Source organism: Candidatus Formimonas warabiya (genome assembly GCF_002777255.1).
Classification (GTDB): Bacteria; Bacillota; Dehalobacteriia; order Dehalobacteriales; family Dehalobacteriaceae; genus Formimonas; species Formimonas warabiya.
Map to the genome: position 1 here is coordinate 6,075,212 of NZ_CP017634.1, position 15,643 is coordinate 6,090,854.

At 51.0% G+C, this 15,643-nt stretch carries 16 protein-coding genes; 13 read left to right on the forward strand and 3 right to left on the reverse strand.

Annotated elements, in window-relative coordinates:
• Positions 1–39: 39 nt before the first annotated feature.
• From DCMF_RS27335 to DCMF_RS27395, 13 genes are all read left to right on the forward strand, one after another.
• The gene (locus DCMF_RS27335; protein WP_250645162.1) at positions 40–681 is read left to right on the forward strand and encodes a phosphate propanoyltransferase; all 642 of its coding nucleotides are present in this window, start codon (positions 40–42) and stop codon (positions 679–681) included.
• 64 nt (positions 682–745) lie between these two features.
• Entirely contained in the window at positions 746–2,158 is a 1,413-nt protein-coding gene (locus DCMF_RS27340) for an aldehyde dehydrogenase family protein (RefSeq protein WP_148137373.1), read from the forward strand.
• Between the two features lie 27 nt (positions 2,159–2,185).
• Positions 2,186–3,253: a butyrate kinase gene (buk, locus tag DCMF_RS27345; RefSeq protein ID WP_148137374.1), complete on the forward strand. Its 1,068-nt coding sequence runs from the start codon at positions 2,186–2,188 to the stop codon at positions 3,251–3,253.
• 37 nt (positions 3,254–3,290) lie between these two features.
• Positions 3,291–3,911 carry a BMC domain-containing protein gene (locus tag DCMF_RS30285; protein WP_269467153.1) on the forward strand — a complete coding sequence of 207 codons (621 nt, stop codon included), beginning with the start codon at positions 3,291–3,293 and terminating at the stop codon, positions 3,909–3,911.
• Positions 3,908–4,744, forward strand: coding sequence for an ethanolamine utilization protein EutJ (gene eutJ / locus DCMF_RS27355; RefSeq protein WP_148137376.1), 837 nt, complete (start codon positions 3,908–3,910; stop codon positions 4,742–4,744). The genes DCMF_RS30285 and eutJ overlap by 4 nt, the downstream gene beginning before the upstream one ends.
• Positions 4,745–4,747: 3 nt before the next feature.
• Positions 4,748–5,524: a flavoprotein gene (locus DCMF_RS27360; RefSeq protein ID WP_148137377.1), complete on the forward strand. Its 777-nt coding sequence runs from the start codon at positions 4,748–4,750 to the stop codon at positions 5,522–5,524.
• Between the two features lie 31 nt (positions 5,525–5,555).
• Positions 5,556–5,840, forward strand: coding sequence for a EutN/CcmL family microcompartment protein (locus tag DCMF_RS27365; RefSeq protein WP_148137378.1), 285 nt, complete (start codon positions 5,556–5,558; stop codon positions 5,838–5,840).
• Positions 5,824–6,804, forward strand: coding sequence for a cob(I)yrinic acid a,c-diamide adenosyltransferase (locus DCMF_RS27370; protein WP_214658949.1), 981 nt, complete (start codon positions 5,824–5,826; stop codon positions 6,802–6,804). The genes DCMF_RS27365 and DCMF_RS27370 overlap by 17 nt, the downstream gene beginning before the upstream one ends.
• A gap of 33 nt (positions 6,805–6,837) precedes the next feature.
• Positions 6,838–8,193: a 4Fe-4S dicluster domain-containing protein gene (locus DCMF_RS27375; protein ID WP_148137380.1), complete on the forward strand. Its 1,356-nt coding sequence runs from the start codon at positions 6,838–6,840 to the stop codon at positions 8,191–8,193.
• On the forward strand, positions 8,194–8,733 hold the full coding sequence (locus DCMF_RS27380) for a BMC domain-containing protein (RefSeq protein WP_148137381.1): 540 nt from the start codon (positions 8,194–8,196) through the stop codon (positions 8,731–8,733). It abuts the gene before it with no gap.
• A gap of 23 nt (positions 8,734–8,756) precedes the next feature.
• On the forward strand, positions 8,757–9,062 hold the full coding sequence (locus DCMF_RS27385) for a BMC domain-containing protein (protein ID WP_214658950.1): 306 nt from the start codon (positions 8,757–8,759) through the stop codon (positions 9,060–9,062).
• 16 nt (positions 9,063–9,078) lie between these two features.
• Entirely contained in the window at positions 9,079–10,101 is a 1,023-nt protein-coding gene (locus tag DCMF_RS27390) for a DUF7973 family transport facilitator (RefSeq protein ID WP_148137382.1), read from the forward strand.
• Between the two features lie 121 nt (positions 10,102–10,222).
• Positions 10,223–11,218 (forward strand): NAD(P)/FAD-dependent oxidoreductase, encoded by a 996-nt coding sequence (locus tag DCMF_RS27395; RefSeq protein ID WP_148137383.1) that lies wholly within the window; start codon positions 10,223–10,225, stop codon positions 11,216–11,218.
• 183 nt (positions 11,219–11,401) lie between these two features.
• Here the strand turns inward: DCMF_RS27395 and DCMF_RS27400 are convergent, their stop codons facing one another.
• From DCMF_RS27400 to DCMF_RS27410, 3 genes are all read right to left on the reverse strand, one after another.
• A complete protein-coding gene (locus DCMF_RS27400) occupies positions 11,402–12,601 on the reverse strand; it encodes an MFS transporter (protein WP_148137384.1) in 1,200 nt (399 codons plus the stop codon).
• Positions 12,602–13,050: 449 nt separating this feature from the next.
• Entirely contained in the window at positions 13,051–14,658 is a 1,608-nt protein-coding gene (locus tag DCMF_RS27405) for a PucR family transcriptional regulator (RefSeq protein ID WP_148137385.1), read from the reverse strand.
• Complete coding sequence (locus DCMF_RS27410; protein ID WP_148137386.1) at positions 14,642–15,526, reverse strand: LysR family transcriptional regulator; 885 nt, start codon at positions 15,524–15,526, stop codon at positions 14,642–14,644. The genes DCMF_RS27405 and DCMF_RS27410 overlap by 17 nt, the downstream gene beginning before the upstream one ends.
• Positions 15,527–15,643 lie beyond the last annotated feature (117 nt).

Genomic DNA, 15,643 nt, shown 5'->3' on the forward strand with positions numbered 1-15,643 from the left:
AAATCAGGCAGTTTTTTGCATATAGGAGGTAAAATACCGGTGGATTTAGATCAAGCTGTGATTGTGCGGGAAATTGTGCGGAAGGTTCTGGAAAAGCAAAATCAAAAAAATCCAGTCTGGATACCTGTCGGTATTTCCAACCGGCATGTCCATTTATCAGAACAGGATGTGGAAACTCTGTTCGGAAAGGGCCATCAACTTCATGTCGGTCGGGAACTGTCCCAACCGGGCTATTATGCGGCAGAAGAGACCGTGACCCTGGTTGGTCCGAAAGGAGTATTAAGCAAGGTCCGGGTTTTGGGTCCGCCCAGACCCCATACCCAGGTGGAAATTTTGCTTTCCGACGGATATACCCTGGGGATTCAGCCCCCCATTCAAGAATCAGGCCTGGTGGCCGGGACGCCCTGCTTAACCATTGTGGGACCGCAAGGAGCCGTGACGCAATGCCGGGGTGTGATGGCGGCTTGGCGGCATATTCATATGAACAGCCGGCAGGCCCGGGTGCTGGGGATTCAAGACGGAGATTTCGTAAAGGTGCAAACCCAGGGGGACAGGTCTGTGACGCTGCATCAGGTGAAAGTCCGGGTCGATGAAAAATTTGTCACGGAAGTTCATCTGGATGTAGAGGAGGGAAATGCGGCCGGTTTAAAAAACGGGGATCAAGTGGAATTATTTTTATAACCCTTTGGGTGGCAGTGCCAAAGGGAATGTTGATCAAGAGACAAATGACGGAGGTGCCTGTATTGTGGCTACAGAAGATGTAGTGAGAATTGTAACGGAAAAGGTGCTGGAACATCTAAAGCAAAAGAATCCTGCTCCCACAAACGGTCCGGGAGGCGGTCCGGGGAACGGTATCTTCGATGAGGTGAATGAAGCCGTGGAAGCAGCCTGGCTTGCCCAAAAACATTTGATCGCCCTGGGGTTGGAAAAGCGGGAAAGGATCATTGAGGCGATGCGTCAGGCAGGCATGGCAAACGTAGAAATGCTGGCCAGAATGGAAGTAGAAGAGACCGGGATGGGGCGCTATGAAGATAAGGTGCTGAAACATCACCTGGCTATTTTAAGAACCCCCGGAGTGGAGGACATTCGCCCGGAAGTCTTTTCCGGCGATCATGGGCTGACCCTGGTGGAAAGATTGCCCTTCGGTGTTGCCGGCTGTATTACTCCTTCCACGGCTCCTTCAGAAACCGTATTCCATAACACCATCTGTATGATTGCCGCCGGCAACAGTGCCGTGATCAGTCCCCACCCTGCCGCGAAAAATGTCACCTTAAAAGCGGTGGAAATCCTGAATCTAGCCGTGCAATCTGCAGGTGGGCCGGTTAATTTAGTGGTCTGCCTGCGTGAGGCCACCCTGCAAAAGGCCTCGGAAATCATGAAGCACCCGAAAATTAATTTATTGCTTGCTACGGGTGGGCCTGGTGTGGTCGAAGCCGTCTTGTCCTCCGGAAAGAAGGCCATTGGTGCCGGACCGGGAAACCCCCCTGCCCTAGTGGACGAAACTGCAGATTTACCCAAAGCGGCCCGGGATATTGTGGCCGGAGCGGGTTTTGAAAATGATATCCAGTGTATTGGGGAAAAAGAGGTGCTCGTCGTGGAACAGGTGGCCGACCGGCTCATTGCCGAGATGGCCAAGAGCGGGGCTTATCTCCTGAAAGATGAAAAGGAGGTAGATCGCTTGACAAAATTGGTGACCACGCCGGAAGGCCAAGTCAATAAGGATTATATCGGCAAGGATGCTCAGGTGATTTTGCATGCCATGGGCATTCCGGCACCGGATCACATCCGGGTGATTATCTATGAAGTACCGGCAAACCACATCACGGTAAGGGAAGAATTTTTGATGCCCCTTCTGCCGATTGTCCGGGTCAAGGACGTTGATGAAGGTATTGAGCTGGCCGTATGTATTGAAGGAGGGTGCCGTCATACCGCAACCATGCATTCCAAGAACGTTGACAATATGACGCGGTTTGCCCGGGCTATTCAAACCACCATTTTTGTGAAAAATGGACCTTCTTACAATGGTGTGGGTCTGGGCGGAGAGGGTTACGGCACTATGACTATCGCCGGGCCCACCGGGGAAGGGTTGACTTCGCCGCGTAGCTTCACCAGAGTGCAGCGCTGTACTTTAGTGGAGGGCTTTAATCTCCGGTCCTAAATACCAAATGATAGGTGTGATGAATTCTTGTGGAAAATATTCGTAATTAACCCGGGCTCTACCTCGACGAAAATTGCCGTTTACGGAGAGGGAAAAAGTCCCCTTGAGGAAACCATCCGCCATAAGCCCGGCATCATCTGGACCTTCCCTAGCGTCACCGACCAGCTGAACTATCGACTGGACATGATCAGGTCCTGGTTAAGGGAATTGGGTGAAACCATCGTCAGTTTTAGTGCCGTTGCAGTGCGCGGCGGTTTATTAAAACCCCTGCCGGGAGGAACTTATCTGGTCAATGAACCCATGCTGGATGATCTGGTGCACAACCGGTATGGGGAACATGCATCCAACTTAGGCGCCTTGATGGGCCATGACCTGGTCCAAGGGTATGCGGTTCCCTGTTATATGGTTGACCCGGTGGTGGTCGATGAAATGGAACCCGTGGCGCGTTTGTCCGGACACCCCTTGCTTCCGCGCAAAAGCATCTTTCATGCCCTCAATCAAAGAGCGATTGCGCGCAAAGCCGCCCGGGTCTTGGGCAAGAATTACCAGGATTGTAGATTTGTTGTGGCCCACCTGGGGGGAGGAATCTCTGTAGCTGCCCATGATCAGGGACGTGTGGTGGACGTGAACAACGCGTTAGATGGAGAAGGCCCTTTTTCGCCGGAGCGGTCCGGCACCTTGCCCGCCGGTCAACTGGTGGAGTTATGTTTCAGCGGAAAATACTCCAAGCAGGAAGTGCTGAGGATGGTGAAAGGGAACGGCGGAGTGACCGCCTATTTAGGTACGGCCGATCTGCGGGAGGTGGAAGTCCGGAGTGCCAACGGTGATTCTGGTGCTGGTCAAGTGCTGGAAGCCATGGTGTACCAAATTATTAAAGAAATTGGCGCCTATGCCGCGGTCCTTGGGGGCAGTATAGACGCTATTGTGATTACGGGCGGCATTGCTTATTCAAGCAGGCTGACTGATTTGATTAGGGCAGGTGTCAAGGCCTTTGCTCCCGTCCTGATTTATCCGGGGGAAGATGAGAACGGGGCCTTGGCGGAGGGTGTGATCCGGGTCCTGACAGGGGAAGAAAAAGCCAGAATTTATGGTTAGATATAATTTCCATGCGCAACGAGGAGGTGAATGCACCGTGGCATGTTTAGATTCCATCGGAGTCATCGAGCTGGTCGGTCTGGCCACTGCGATTGAATGTGCGGACGCAGCGGTGAAAGCCGCCCATGTGAGACTCCTGGGATACGAGTTGTCCAAAGGCGGAGGTATGGTCACCATTAAGATCAGCGGTAACGTGGGCGCGGTTCAAGCTGCCGTAGCGGCAGGGACGGCGGCCTCGGCCAGGGTGGGCACCGTGGTAAGTAAAATCATTATCCCCCGGCCTCACCGGGATCTGGATCAGTTTATTCTGAGCAAAGAAACTGTGCCAGCCTTTGAGGCCAAGGAAGAGGAAAGAGAAAATGGAGGGTTGGCATGGGGGCCGGGGCAAGAAAGTGAGGAATTTGATGAGGGAGATGCGACACCGGTTAATCCGGGTTGGGTTGATGAAGAGGAAATAACGGAGCCTGCGGAGCGCCTGGAGGAGGATGGTGCATCGGATGCTCCATTGGACCAAAACAATCCCGGCGACCCAAGTGCCCGGAATGAGATGGAGAACTCCCGGAAAGCGACCTGTAATATCTGCAATGATCCTCAATGTCCCCGCCAAAAGGGTGAACCCCATGTGAATTGCCTTCATTTTAAGAGTGAAAAGAGATGAAGACAGTGGATCAACTGGAGCAGGCCAATGCTTTAATCAATAGTTTAGCCAGCCGCATGGCCCCTCATCCGGTGCCGGCCCCAAAGGGCCCCGTTTATGTAGGGGTAGATGTGGGAACGGCAAATGTGGTCAGCGTGGCCATCGATGGGGAGGGTATACCTCTGGCGGGAGAAATGACCCCGGCCCGTGTTGTGAAAGAAGGAATCATCGTCAATTATTTGGAGGCCGTTCAGATTGTGCGCAGTCAAATCCAGTCCTTGGGCCGGCGGCTGGACACGGAGCTGAAAATAGGCGCCTCCGCCATACCCCCGGGGACCGAGTCAGGAAATGCCAGGGTTACCCGTAATATTCTGGAAGCGGCTGATTTGGAGGTGTGCGCCATCATCGACGAGCCTACGGCCGCATCCCTGGTGCTGGGTACCCAAGAAGGGGTGGTGGTGGATGTGGGGGGCGGCACCACCGGAATTTCCGTGCTGGACCAGGGAAAGGTGATTTATACGGCAGATGAGCCGACGGGAGGTTTTCAATTCGACCTGGTCATCGCCGGCCACTTCAAGATATCTACCGAGGAAGCGGAAGCTATGAAGCGGGATCCCATCCACCAGAGGGTGCTTTTTCCGGTGATTAGGCCGGTACTGGAAAAAATCGCTTTTATTGTACGCCGGCACTTGGTGGGTTATCATGCACCGGCTCTGTATCTGGTCGGGGGTACGTGCAGTTTTCCCGGCTTCGACCGCTTTATGGAGCAGGAAACAGGCATTCCCACCTATCTTCCCGCTTTACCGCTGATGGTGACACCGCTGGGTATTGCTTTATCATGCAAGGAGGGATAAAGAATGGAAGCCGATATTTTAGTAGAGAAAATTGTCCAGGAAGTGCTGAAAAAACTTCAGCCGGGTGGGGGAAAGAAGATTCTGGCCCTTTTTTGCGGGGGCACCATTGGGTCCAAAGAAGGGCGGGCAGAGCTAAAAAAACTCATGGGCGAAGGGTACGATTGCCAAGTTGCCCTTTCTCCTGCGGCGGAAAGAGTGCTTGGGTTAGATTGGGTACGATCGGAACTGGGGGATGTTCCGGTCTTTACCGAGGCGGCGGGTAAGAATCCGGGGGCGATCCTGAAAGAGACAGATATCCTGCTCGTGCCTGTGTTAACCTTTAATTCCGCTGCGAAAGTGGCCGGGGGAATTTGCGATACGTTGGTAACCAATTTAATCATGCAAGGACTGTTTCTCGGCAAACCGGTGATTGCCGCCCGTAACGCTTGTGACCTCCAGAATCCGGTACGGGTGAAACTCGGGATGACCCGGGCCAATCAAAGATACCAGGATTTATTTTCCGCCCACCTAAAATGCCTCGAGGAGTATGGCATCAACCTGGCCGCAGCAGAGGATCTTGGCGCCGCCGTGAAAGGGGAGAAAAAGGAAAACAGGTGCCCCTCCGGCGAGATAAAAAAGGAAGCCTATTTCCATGGACGGGTGTTAAGCGCTACGGATGTAGCGTTATGGACCGGGCAGGTTCTTTGCGTGGAAAAAAATACCTTGATTACACCGGCGGCACGGGATTTGGCCAGTGACCGAGGCATCCAGATTAAGGCAGACGGCAGCATTTCCCGTTAGATTAAGCCCATGAGGAAGGTGGCTAAGTAAGATGCAGATCGCCAAGGTTGTAGGGACGGTGGTCTCGACAAAAAAAGATGCTAATTTGATCGGATATAAACTCCTCATGATTAGTCCTTTAGAGCGAAATGGCCGGCCCAAGGATTCAGTGGTGGTGGCAGTTGACGCGGTTGGGGCCGGTATTGGGGAAGTTGTTCTGGTCGTGACGGGAAGTACGGCCCGGCAAGCCGTCAGTGCCGTTGCCGCCCCGATCGATGCGGCCATCATTGGCATTGTTGACACGATGGAAGGTGGTTCTCATGAAAATTTATACTAAAAAAGGCGATCAAGGGGAAACCAGCCTGTGGGGCGGAAAGCGGGTATTAAAAACAGACCTCCAGGTGGACTGTTACGGTACGGTGGACGAAGCAAATTCCTGTCTCGGTCTGGCCAGAGGTTTGGCCAAAAGCCCCGCGATCAAAGAGTCCATCCTGGGCGTGCAAAGGATGCTGCAAATAGTAGCGGCAGAATTGGCCAGTACGCCGGAAGGAAGGGAAAAATTAAAGGAAAAAGTGGAGGCGGCAGATATTCACCGCATGGAAAACGAAATTGACCGTTTCATGGAGGGGAGGCCCAAACAGTCAGGATTTGTTCTTCCTGGAGGAACAGGGGGAAGCGGTGCCCTGGATCTGGCCCGGACTGTGGTGCGTCGGGCGGAAAGGCTGGTCGTAGGCTTAAAGCAACAACAAGAAGTGCGGGACGAGGTGACTGTTTTTTTAAACAGGATGTCTGATTTGCTCTTTGCCTTAGCCCGGGCGGAAGCGGACCGGGAATTGGTCCAGCTCGTGAAAGACAAGGTGATGGAAAAGCTGGGCACACCGCCGGGTAAAACGCTTACTCTGGACCTGGCCAGGAAACTGGTCACTGCGGCAGAGGCCAAGGCCCAGGAAATAAACCTGCCTATTGTTACTGCAGTAGTCGACAGCACCGGAAACCTTCTTGTCTTGGAACGGCAGGATGAAGCACTGCTCACCAGTATTCAGATTGCCTGGAAGAAAGCCTATACTGCCGCATCCCTTAGAATGCCGACCCATACCCTGGGGGCTCTTGCCCAACCGGGCCAACCCCTCTATGGCATTGAGACGACAAATAGCGGGCAAATTGTCATCTTCGGCGGTGGGTTTCCCTTAGCAAAAGAACAGAAGGTCTTCGGTGCCGTTGGCGTGAGCGGCGGCACCGTGGAACAGGATATGGAAATTGCTTTGGCGGCTGTTTCAGCCTGGGAGCAATACAGCGCGTGAACCGGCGCGAAGGATCTGGGGAGGATGTGAATCATGGGTAACAAAGTGGCTGAATTAGCCCGGAATGCCGGGATTGTTGGTGCCGGAGGAGCCGGTTTCCCCACCCACGTGAAGTTAGATACACAGGTGGAGTATGTGATCCTGAACGGGGCGGAGTGTGAACCGCTGATCACAGTGGACCAAACCCTTCTGTGGACAGAGGCCGCCTGCCTTTGCGGAATGTTGGAAGAGGTACGTCAGGCTTTGGGAGCCAAGGAAGGGATCATCGGCATCAAGGCCAAGCATCAAAAAGTCATTGATGAGGTGGAACGGCACCTGGGCCCCTACCCCAGAATCCGGGTGGAACGGTTAGGGGATTTTTATCCGGCGGGAGATGAGGTGGTTTTGGTCTATGAAACCACAGGAAGACAGGTGCCCCAGGGAGGGATTCCTCTGGAGGTAGGGGTGGTGGTGCTGAATGTGGAGACGTTGTGGAATTTGGCAGAAGCGAGGGAAGGGCAGCCTGTGACCCGCAAGTGGGTAACGGTTTCCGGTGCCGTCGCCGCCCCGGGTACCTTTCAGGTCCCTTTGGGTGTAAGCGTGGAACAAATGATCGCATTGGCGGGGGGAACCAACCTGGCTGATTTCGCGGTGATCAATGGCGGGCCGATGATGGGAAAGCTGGTCACAAATTTTAGGGAACCGGTGACGAAAACCACCAAAGCCTTGTTAGTATTGCCCAAAACCAACCCGGTGGTCCAGATCAGTTCCCGGCCCCTCGCCGCAGTCTTGCGCCAGGCCCAGGCCATCTGCTGCCAATGCCGGTTCTGCACGGATCTCTGCCCGAGAAACCTTTTAGGATACGCCATTCATCCCCATCAGATGATCTTGGCGGCTAGCTATCAGGGCCGGATGCAAGGCTCTCCCCTCACCGAGGCTTATTCCTGTTCCGAGTGCGGGGCTTGCGACCTTTTTGCCTGTCCCATGGGGCTTTCCCCCCGGCGGGTCAACCAAGCTGTGAAAGGGGAACTGGGGCGCCTGAACGTAAAAAATCCCTACAAAGGGAGCCAAGCAATGGTGCAGTCCTGGCGTGACTACCGGCGTATTCCCACTAAACGTCTGGTATCCCGTTTAGGGCTCAATCACTACGAAAGTTCTCCTCCTTTACGCATTGTCGATCTCTTCCCCAACCAGGTCGTCATACCCTTGAAGCAGCATATCGGCATCCCGGCCCGGCCGGTCGTAAAAAAAGGTGACCGGGTGGAAAACGGCCAATTGATCGCGGTGATTCCTGAAGAAGGAAAGCTGAGCTGCAATTACCATTCCAGCATGGCAGGCTGGGTAGGGGAAATAAACGAGGCATTCATCGTAATTCAGGCGGCACAGGTTCAGGAAAGAGGTGAATGTTAGGTGAAACTGGCCTTAGGTTTTATCGAATATCGCAGTATCGCCCGGGGACTGATGGCAACAGACGTAATGTTAAAACAGGGGAATGTGGAATTGCTTCAGGCGACGGTTCTTTGTCCGGGAAAATTTATTGCCCTTGTCTCCGGGGATGTGGGGGCGGTAAGGGAATCGGTGGAAAACGGGTATGATTTTGATGCTCCCTTTGCCATTTCCAAGTTTATCCTGCCTAATGCCCATCCGTCTATTTTACCGGCGCTCACGGCTACTACCACTACCGAGGTGAAAGGTTCTTTGGGTCTCATTGAAACGGTGGATGCGGCGTCCGCGGTCATTGCCGGGGATGTGGCGGCCAAAGCTGCCCCGATCCACTTAATTGAAATCCGGCTGGCCCGGGGCATGGGTGGGAAGGCCTTTGTGTTTCTGTGCGGTGAATTGCCGGCGGTGGAGATGGCCCTAAATACGGCGTCTCATCATTTGGCCGGGGAAGGCGTGATCATCGCCACGTCTGTGATCTCCTCACCCCATCCCCGGCTTAAATTCTAGCAATCAAAAAGGAGGCGGCCCCTGTGATCAATACGCGGATCATCCGTGCTCCCCGGCCTGGAACAATCGCCTTGTTGTTCAGGCGGATGGCGCCGGATCCCAGGAAGGAATTAGAGCATAAACGGTTTGATGCCATTGGCTTGATTCAAACAGACTTGCCCAATTTATTTTATTTAGCGGATGTAGGTCAAAAAGCCGGAGCCGTGTTTGCGGTTGAAATCACCGGCAATTGTCCGCAGCATATCAATACGGTGGCGTTTTTTGGCGACACCGCGGCGGTCAATGCCGCGATGTCAGCGGCCAAAAGTGCTTACGGGGAAAAAGAATAAACAGGAGGGAATAAGAATGTTCGATTGGATGTTTCTGATCATTGCATTTTGCGGGGGAGTTTTCGGATCAGCGGTAGGCGTACTGCCCGCATTTATCTGTACCGGTCTCGTGGGATTGCCGGGGATTGCCGCAGGGATCGCCGGGTCTACTTTTAACTGGCATGGTTTATTGACCTTCGGCCCTTTCTTTGGCCCCCATATTTCCTTTGCCAGCGCCTGTGTTGCTACTGCCTATGCGCGAAAGAGAGGGTATCTTAAATCAGGAAAAGAGGTCACAGTATCTTTAATGGGATTAAATAAACCGGACATTTTACTGGTAGGTGGGATTTTCGGGGTACTGGGCTACCTGATTCAGATGGGTGTGGCATCTTTTGCGGGACAGGGGCAAACGGATACGGTGGCTTTAACCGTAGTTATCGTTGCATTAACAGGGAAGGTAGTTTTTGGGGAACATGGCCTGAAGGAAATATTCGGCGTTCTTTCTGAGGAAGCCAAAGCCCGGGGCAGGTTCGCTTTAGGCGGCAGCAACCGGTGGCTTGCTTTTCAGGAGACCATGGGGCAGAAGGTGATGATTGCCATCGGGGCAGGGGGGCTTTCCGCTTATGTCACGAAGGTGATGCTGGCGGATCCGGCAACCGCTTCCAATGCTTTATTTGTAGGGTTTTGTATTTCGGCAGCTTCTTTGATTTTCTTGCAGGCCGGGCAGGGGACGCCCATTACGCACCATCTGACCATTGGTGCAGCATATGCGGTGGCAGCCAGCGGAAATATTTTCTGGGGCGTTGCCATGGCAGTGATTGCTTCCCAGTTGTGTGATATTGGATCAAGATTATTTTATAACCATGGGGACGCTCACGTGGATCCGCCTGCCTTTGCCATTTGTACGGGCGCCACGCTAACCTATTTGCTGAACAGTGCCGGGGTATTCAAAATGGGCGGCAGTATCTTTCCCTTATTGATTATCCTGCTGTTTGTGGTTTGGGGGTTGTATGATCAAAAACAGAGCAAAATATCTCAAAGTGCGGAAACGAGTGCTTGAACGCTGCAGGTCCTTTAGGAAAAGGCCTGGACCCTGACCGCAGGGCCAAGCCATTGTTTTATCCAATGCGTAAAAGAATAAGGTTCTCACCTCAGGGAGAAAATAAACCTGAGGTGAGATTATGCAAAGGACGCTGATTCTGGGCGGGGGAGCGGGAGGGATTGTTGCTTCCTCTGTTTTGAAAAAAGCCATGGGTTCGGCCATGCAGGTAACGGTAGTGGACCGGCAACCAAACCATTATTATCCCGCATCTTTTCCGCTCCTGATGATCGGGGAAAGAAAACCGGCCGACATTACCAGAGAGCTAAAGCGGTTGGAAAGAAAAAAGATTGAGACCTTACTGGACGAAGTTGTAGAGATAGATACTGCCGGACATCGCGTCATCACGAAACAAAGGTGCTTAGATTATGATTATCTGATCATCGCCCTGGGCGTGGAGTATCACCCGGAAACGGTGCCGGGGTTCCGGGAATTTGTTTTGAATGCCTATCAATTTGAAGAGGTTGTGGAAATAAACCGCAGGTTAACCGATTTTTCTTCCGGACAGATCGTGTTCTTCATTTCCAGTTTACCTTACAAGTGCCCGCCCGCCCCTTACGAAATTATGTTCCTGCTGGATCAATTCTTTCGCCAGCGGGGACTGCGCCATCAGGTCAAACTAACCATCGTCACCCCGGATTTTTCCCCGGAACCTTTAGCCGGTCCCAAGGTAGGGCAAAGCGTGCGAAAAATGCTTGCGGAAAGAGGCATGGAATTAATTACGGAAGCAAAAATCTTGGCGGTAGAAAAGCACGCCTTGATTTTAGATCATGGCACAAAAATCCCTGCTGATTTGTTATTGGGCATTGCCCCTCATTGGACACCGGAAGTGCTGCGACATACGGACCTGGTGGACAGCAGCGGATATATCGAGGTGGACCAGCATACTATGGAGACAAGACATCCCGGCATTTATGCCATCGGCGACGCAGCTGCGGTAAAACTTCCCGTGATGGGAGCCTATGCGCCTAAAGCAGCCATTTTTGCCCATTACCAGGCGGAAGTGGTGGCACGCAATATCGCCCGTTTAGCCCGGGGCTTGAGTCCCGGATTTCGCTACGCGGGAAACGGCGCCTGAATTATGCTCACCGGGTTCGGGCGAGCCCGCTATTCCACAGTTCGTTACTATCATCAACCGGGTCCCTTTATCACCTTGCTGCGGCCCACCATTCCCGCTTATTTGGCAAAGATAGCTTATGAAAAATACTGGTTGAACCGCTGGATATAGGAGACAGGGAAACCTGGAAGCATGGGTGCCTGTTCAATCCTGTGCCGGCGTTGGGCCGGCGGTTTTCACAAAGCGTATCACGACGCCAATCCCTAGTAAGCAAATAATTAAAGTAAACAAGTAAGTAAACCGGATGCCGCCATATTGGCCTAAAAGTCCGGACAATGCGGTTTGAGCAACCATGCCCACCGACCCGGCAAATTCCATGGCCCCCATGGCAAACCCCTTATAGCCCGGGGATGATGCGTCCGCTACTATTACTACGGATAAGGTGAACAAGATCCCCGTACCGATTCCGCCCAGGATCGCCGCCACCATGAGAAACCAAATATTCACCGCCAGGATAAAGAGAGCGGCCGCTGCACTTAAGAATACCACGCCACCGATTAAAAGCACCTTGCGGGAGCAAATTTTTTCCGCGCTGCCGGCTCCCCAAAAGGAAATGATCCGGCAAAACCAAAAAAGAGCAAAAATTACACCGATACCTAAATAATCAACTTGATAATAGGAGGCAACGATGGAGAGCAGCCCCCAGACGGAATAGAGGAATCCGGTATAGGTAAAAAACACATAACAAATCGGCAAAATAGCTTTGACTTCTTTAAATAGGTCCGTTCTATGGGCGGACAATTGGTGATGTTCATGGCTTACCGGTATCTCATTGATCCCTTTTAGAGCTACGCCGATAGAGATGAAACAGAAAACAGGGTAAAAGGGGAACACGGCTTTGAAATCAATAAATTGCATCAGGAAACCTCCACTCAGGCAACCAATCATGGCCCCCAGTCCATAGGCTACGGTAAACCGTCCTGTAGCCCTGCTCCTATTTTCCACGGAGGTATTATCGGCCAAGATGGCTTCGGCGATAACCCAAAGGGCTCCTTTGCCCATCCCTTCCATGGTTCGGAAAAAAAGCAAGCTGCCCCCGGTTTGGGCCAGGCAATAACCGAGGGACGAGAAGAAACAGAGGATGATACTAGAGATAAGGATCCATTTCCGCCCCCAGTAGTCCGACAACCTTCCGGACACAAGTGTCATGGCCCCATAAGCAAAAGAAAACCCTGTCATGAAGAAGCCAATGAAGCTGTAGGATGCGCCTAAGCTTTCTCCCAGCAAGGGAATGGCCGGGGCGGTCATTCCCTCGCCTACAGATAGCACAAATATGAGCAGCTCAATAGTGCGCAACGTCCTTTTCTGGGTGGCACCCATTAATAATGACGGAGAATTTGTCATGGAAAACCTATTTCCTCCTTTTCAAGCCGGGTTCACTATGACTTCATGATACAAAAGAACCAAAGCAATTACATGAACCCAAAGGACAAAAGTTTATTTTACATTTTGGTTTCCAAAATAAAAAAAACGGGATCCGGGTACCGGTTACCGGGATCCGGGAAAAACAATTAAATCCATACTGCTTACTTACTAATACCCAACGTCACCCTAGACCTTCGTGGAGCAGGAACGGACTCCCATTCGGCCTTCAGCGGGCACAGGTTAAATTTGCGACATCCGTGTCTCAGTTGCCGACGCACTGCGTCCTGCAGTGCGACCCGCTGTCGACCTCATGCTCGTCTCGTTCTGCTTGCCGCTTGGTCTGAAGGGTTCCTTATGGGTATGAGCAAGTGAGCAATTGATTTTCCCAGTACCCGGTTAACCGGATCCCGAAAAGCCCTTTGGGCTTTTTAACCGTTTACGTATTCATAAGCACAAATGGCCAGTTCAATAGCCAGTCGTTTCTCACGACTGACAAAATCATCCCCCAGAATATCTTTGATCTTTTGCAGCCGGAAATACAATGTTTGCCTGGTAATATGGAGGGATTTTGCAGTTTTTTGGCTGGAACAATTGTAGCTGTAAAATGTTTTCAGGGTTTTGATCAACTCCCCTTGATGCTCGGCGTCATGCTCGATGATGGGGCCAAGATAATCGGCAATATAACCGGTGAGATTGATAGCCTGATCTAACCGGGACACAACACGATATATATGAAGCAATTCATAGACCGGTTCGTCGATCTTAAATCTCTTTTGGACCGCAACCGCTTCCTGGGCTGTGACAAGGCTCTCCTTTAATTCACTAGGCTGATTAACAGGCTTGCCAATCCCAGTCATAATTTGGCTTTTCTGGGCGAATGAGCCGATGCTCTCTTTAATACGGCCAACCGCCTGCTTCACCCTGCTCTGCCAAGTCCGGGGCATATTTTTATCTAAAAGGATGCACGTGAGTCGGCTGTCCCCGACGCTGTTTAAAAAGTAGAAACCGTGGTGTTCAAAGGCGGACCGGGACACCATGGAGACAGCCAAAATTAATTCCTTTAGAAATCTACTATCCTCTGTCATGGCACTAAATTCAAATAGGCATACGGCGTATCCTGATATTTTTGACCGGGTATCAAGAGCTTTTAATTGTTTGTATACTTCACCTTCGGCCAGTTTTCCGTTCAACCATTTCTCCAACCAAATATTCTCCTCCTGATGCCCCTTTTCTTGGATGTATAGTTCACGCATCATCTCCTGTGCGACCATTTGAGCCACTTTTCCTAAAATCTGTTCGTCTAACCCGGATAATTCCCGGCTAAAGGAAAAAAAGCATAATTCTCCCCACCGGTTATTTAAAGCGTGCACCGGTTTGGTCATCAGCCGGCCAAAGTGGTAGTTTTCTTCTTGATTCGCGGTCCGGGTAGAAGATAGTCTTTGTTTGCAGATTTTATTCATGTCCAGAGAGGAAATTTCGGGAACAAACTGGGGGTTCCCATGTTCCGGGAAATAAGCTACGTTAACCCCTAAATACCGGTGAGAAAACATCAGGATATCCCTTAGGCCGTGGGGAGAAAGCAGGACAGGACCGATCTGATCTAGAAAGTCTTCAATATAGGGAAACATATTTTTCGTCTTGCTCACAATAATCGTGTGTAAAAAACGGGTGATCTCGATATATCGGATAAACTTGGGAAATCCAATCAAGGGAAAATTGTATTGATCCGCCATGCGGATCATTTCTTCGGGAAGCTCCGTAATGTAGCTGATCAGTTCTATGCCAAGGCCGGACACATTTTTGTGAATCAATTTTTCCAGAAATGATAAGGCCACGTCTTTTCCTGTAAAATCAACGCCGGTGGTAAGGATCAGCTCCATCCCGTTCACACTTTCCGAAACATATTCCCGCCCTTCCAGAATATGAACCCACTTCACGACCCGATTCACGCCCCCGGCACCGGCCAGTAATTTCGCTTCCTTAAAATGGGGCGTTTTTAAAATATCGCCGATGGTTAGATTAAAATTCTCCGACATTTATGACACCCCGTTTTACCCAATTTTTTGCCGTGGTAATAAATATTTTTGTTGCAGGGGCGGCTGATTGGGCCGAGCGTACTCCCAACCCGATTTTTCTAAACAATTTAGGCTTTAGACTGGCAGTAAACACACCCGGTGGTTGGAAAATCAGCTCCGGTACGATGGAAATCCCCAAGCCGTTTTTTACCATGGCCAAAATGGTATTACTGTGCTCAACCTCGAATAATACATTGGGTTTTGCTTTGATTTGTTTAAAGGCCTTGTTGACGAACATCTCACAACCGGCTAGAGGCATAATAAATGGTTCATGCGCAATTTCATCGATTTGAATAAAGGATCTGCCCTTTAAACGATGGTTTTCCGGTAGCAAAACCACGTATTCATCTTGGATTAAGGGTGTTACCTCCAACTCCTTATTTGGGAGCAGGACAAAACCTAAATCTACAATCCCGGACGCAATCCATTTTTCCATTTCAGTATAGCTGCCTTCCAAAAGCTGAATTTGAACGGCGGGGTAATTTGAACTAAATTGTTTTAGTATTCCCGGTAACAGTTTGGCTGCTACAGTCGAAAAACATCCGATTCGGATTGTACCGGTAATGATACCCTGCATCTCGGATACTTTTTGCTTAATCTGTTCAGCGTGGTTGAGGATTTCTCTGATATTAAAGAGTAATTTTTCTCCGGTTTCGGTTAAAAAAATGCCCGTCCGGTTTCTATTTAAGAGAGATAGTCCAAATTCCGATTCCAATGCGGCAATTGCATGACTGACTGCTGATTGGGTCAACCCAAGAATCTCTCCGGCTTTAGTAAAACTTCCTGTTTCAACAACCGCTTGGAAAATTTCAAACTGTAAAAGAGTCATGAGTAACCTTTCCTTAATTAAAATTATTCATGTATTTAATGATAAACATTCATTGGACTAATGTAAAGCCGCCTTTTATAATAGGCATATACAAGAAGTTCAAGGAATAGTTCTTTC

What these genes read in the sequence shown, in the direction of transcription:
- DCMF_RS27375 (WP_148137380.1), top strand. Translation starts at nt 6,838, where the DNA reads ATGGGTAACAAAGTGGCTGAATTAGCCCGGAATGCCGGGATTGTTGGT.
- DCMF_RS27360 (WP_148137377.1), top strand. Translation starts at nt 4,748, where the DNA reads ATGGAAGCCGATATTTTAGTAGAGAAAATTGTCCAGGAAGTGCTGAAA.
- DCMF_RS27390 (WP_148137382.1), top strand. Translation starts at nt 9,079, where the DNA reads ATGTTCGATTGGATGTTTCTGATCATTGCATTTTGCGGGGGAGTTTTC.
- eutJ (WP_148137376.1), top strand. Translation starts at nt 3,908, where the DNA reads ATGAAGACAGTGGATCAACTGGAGCAGGCCAATGCTTTAATCAATAGT.
- DCMF_RS27395 (WP_148137383.1), top strand. Translation starts at nt 10,223, where the DNA reads ATGCAAAGGACGCTGATTCTGGGCGGGGGAGCGGGAGGGATTGTTGCT.
- DCMF_RS27405 (WP_148137385.1), bottom strand. Translation starts at nt 14,658, where the DNA reads ATGTCGGAGAATTTTAATCTAACCATCGGCGATATTTTAAAAACGCCC.
- DCMF_RS27370 (WP_214658949.1), top strand. Translation starts at nt 5,824, where the DNA reads ATGAAAATTTATACTAAAAAAGGCGATCAAGGGGAAACCAGCCTGTGG.
- DCMF_RS27365 (WP_148137378.1), top strand. Translation starts at nt 5,556, where the DNA reads ATGCAGATCGCCAAGGTTGTAGGGACGGTGGTCTCGACAAAAAAAGAT.
- DCMF_RS27410 (WP_148137386.1), bottom strand. Translation starts at nt 15,526, where the DNA reads ATGACTCTTTTACAGTTTGAAATTTTCCAAGCGGTTGTTGAAACAGGA.
- DCMF_RS27400 (WP_148137384.1), bottom strand. Translation starts at nt 12,601, where the DNA reads ATGACAAATTCTCCGTCATTATTAATGGGTGCCACCCAGAAAAGGACG.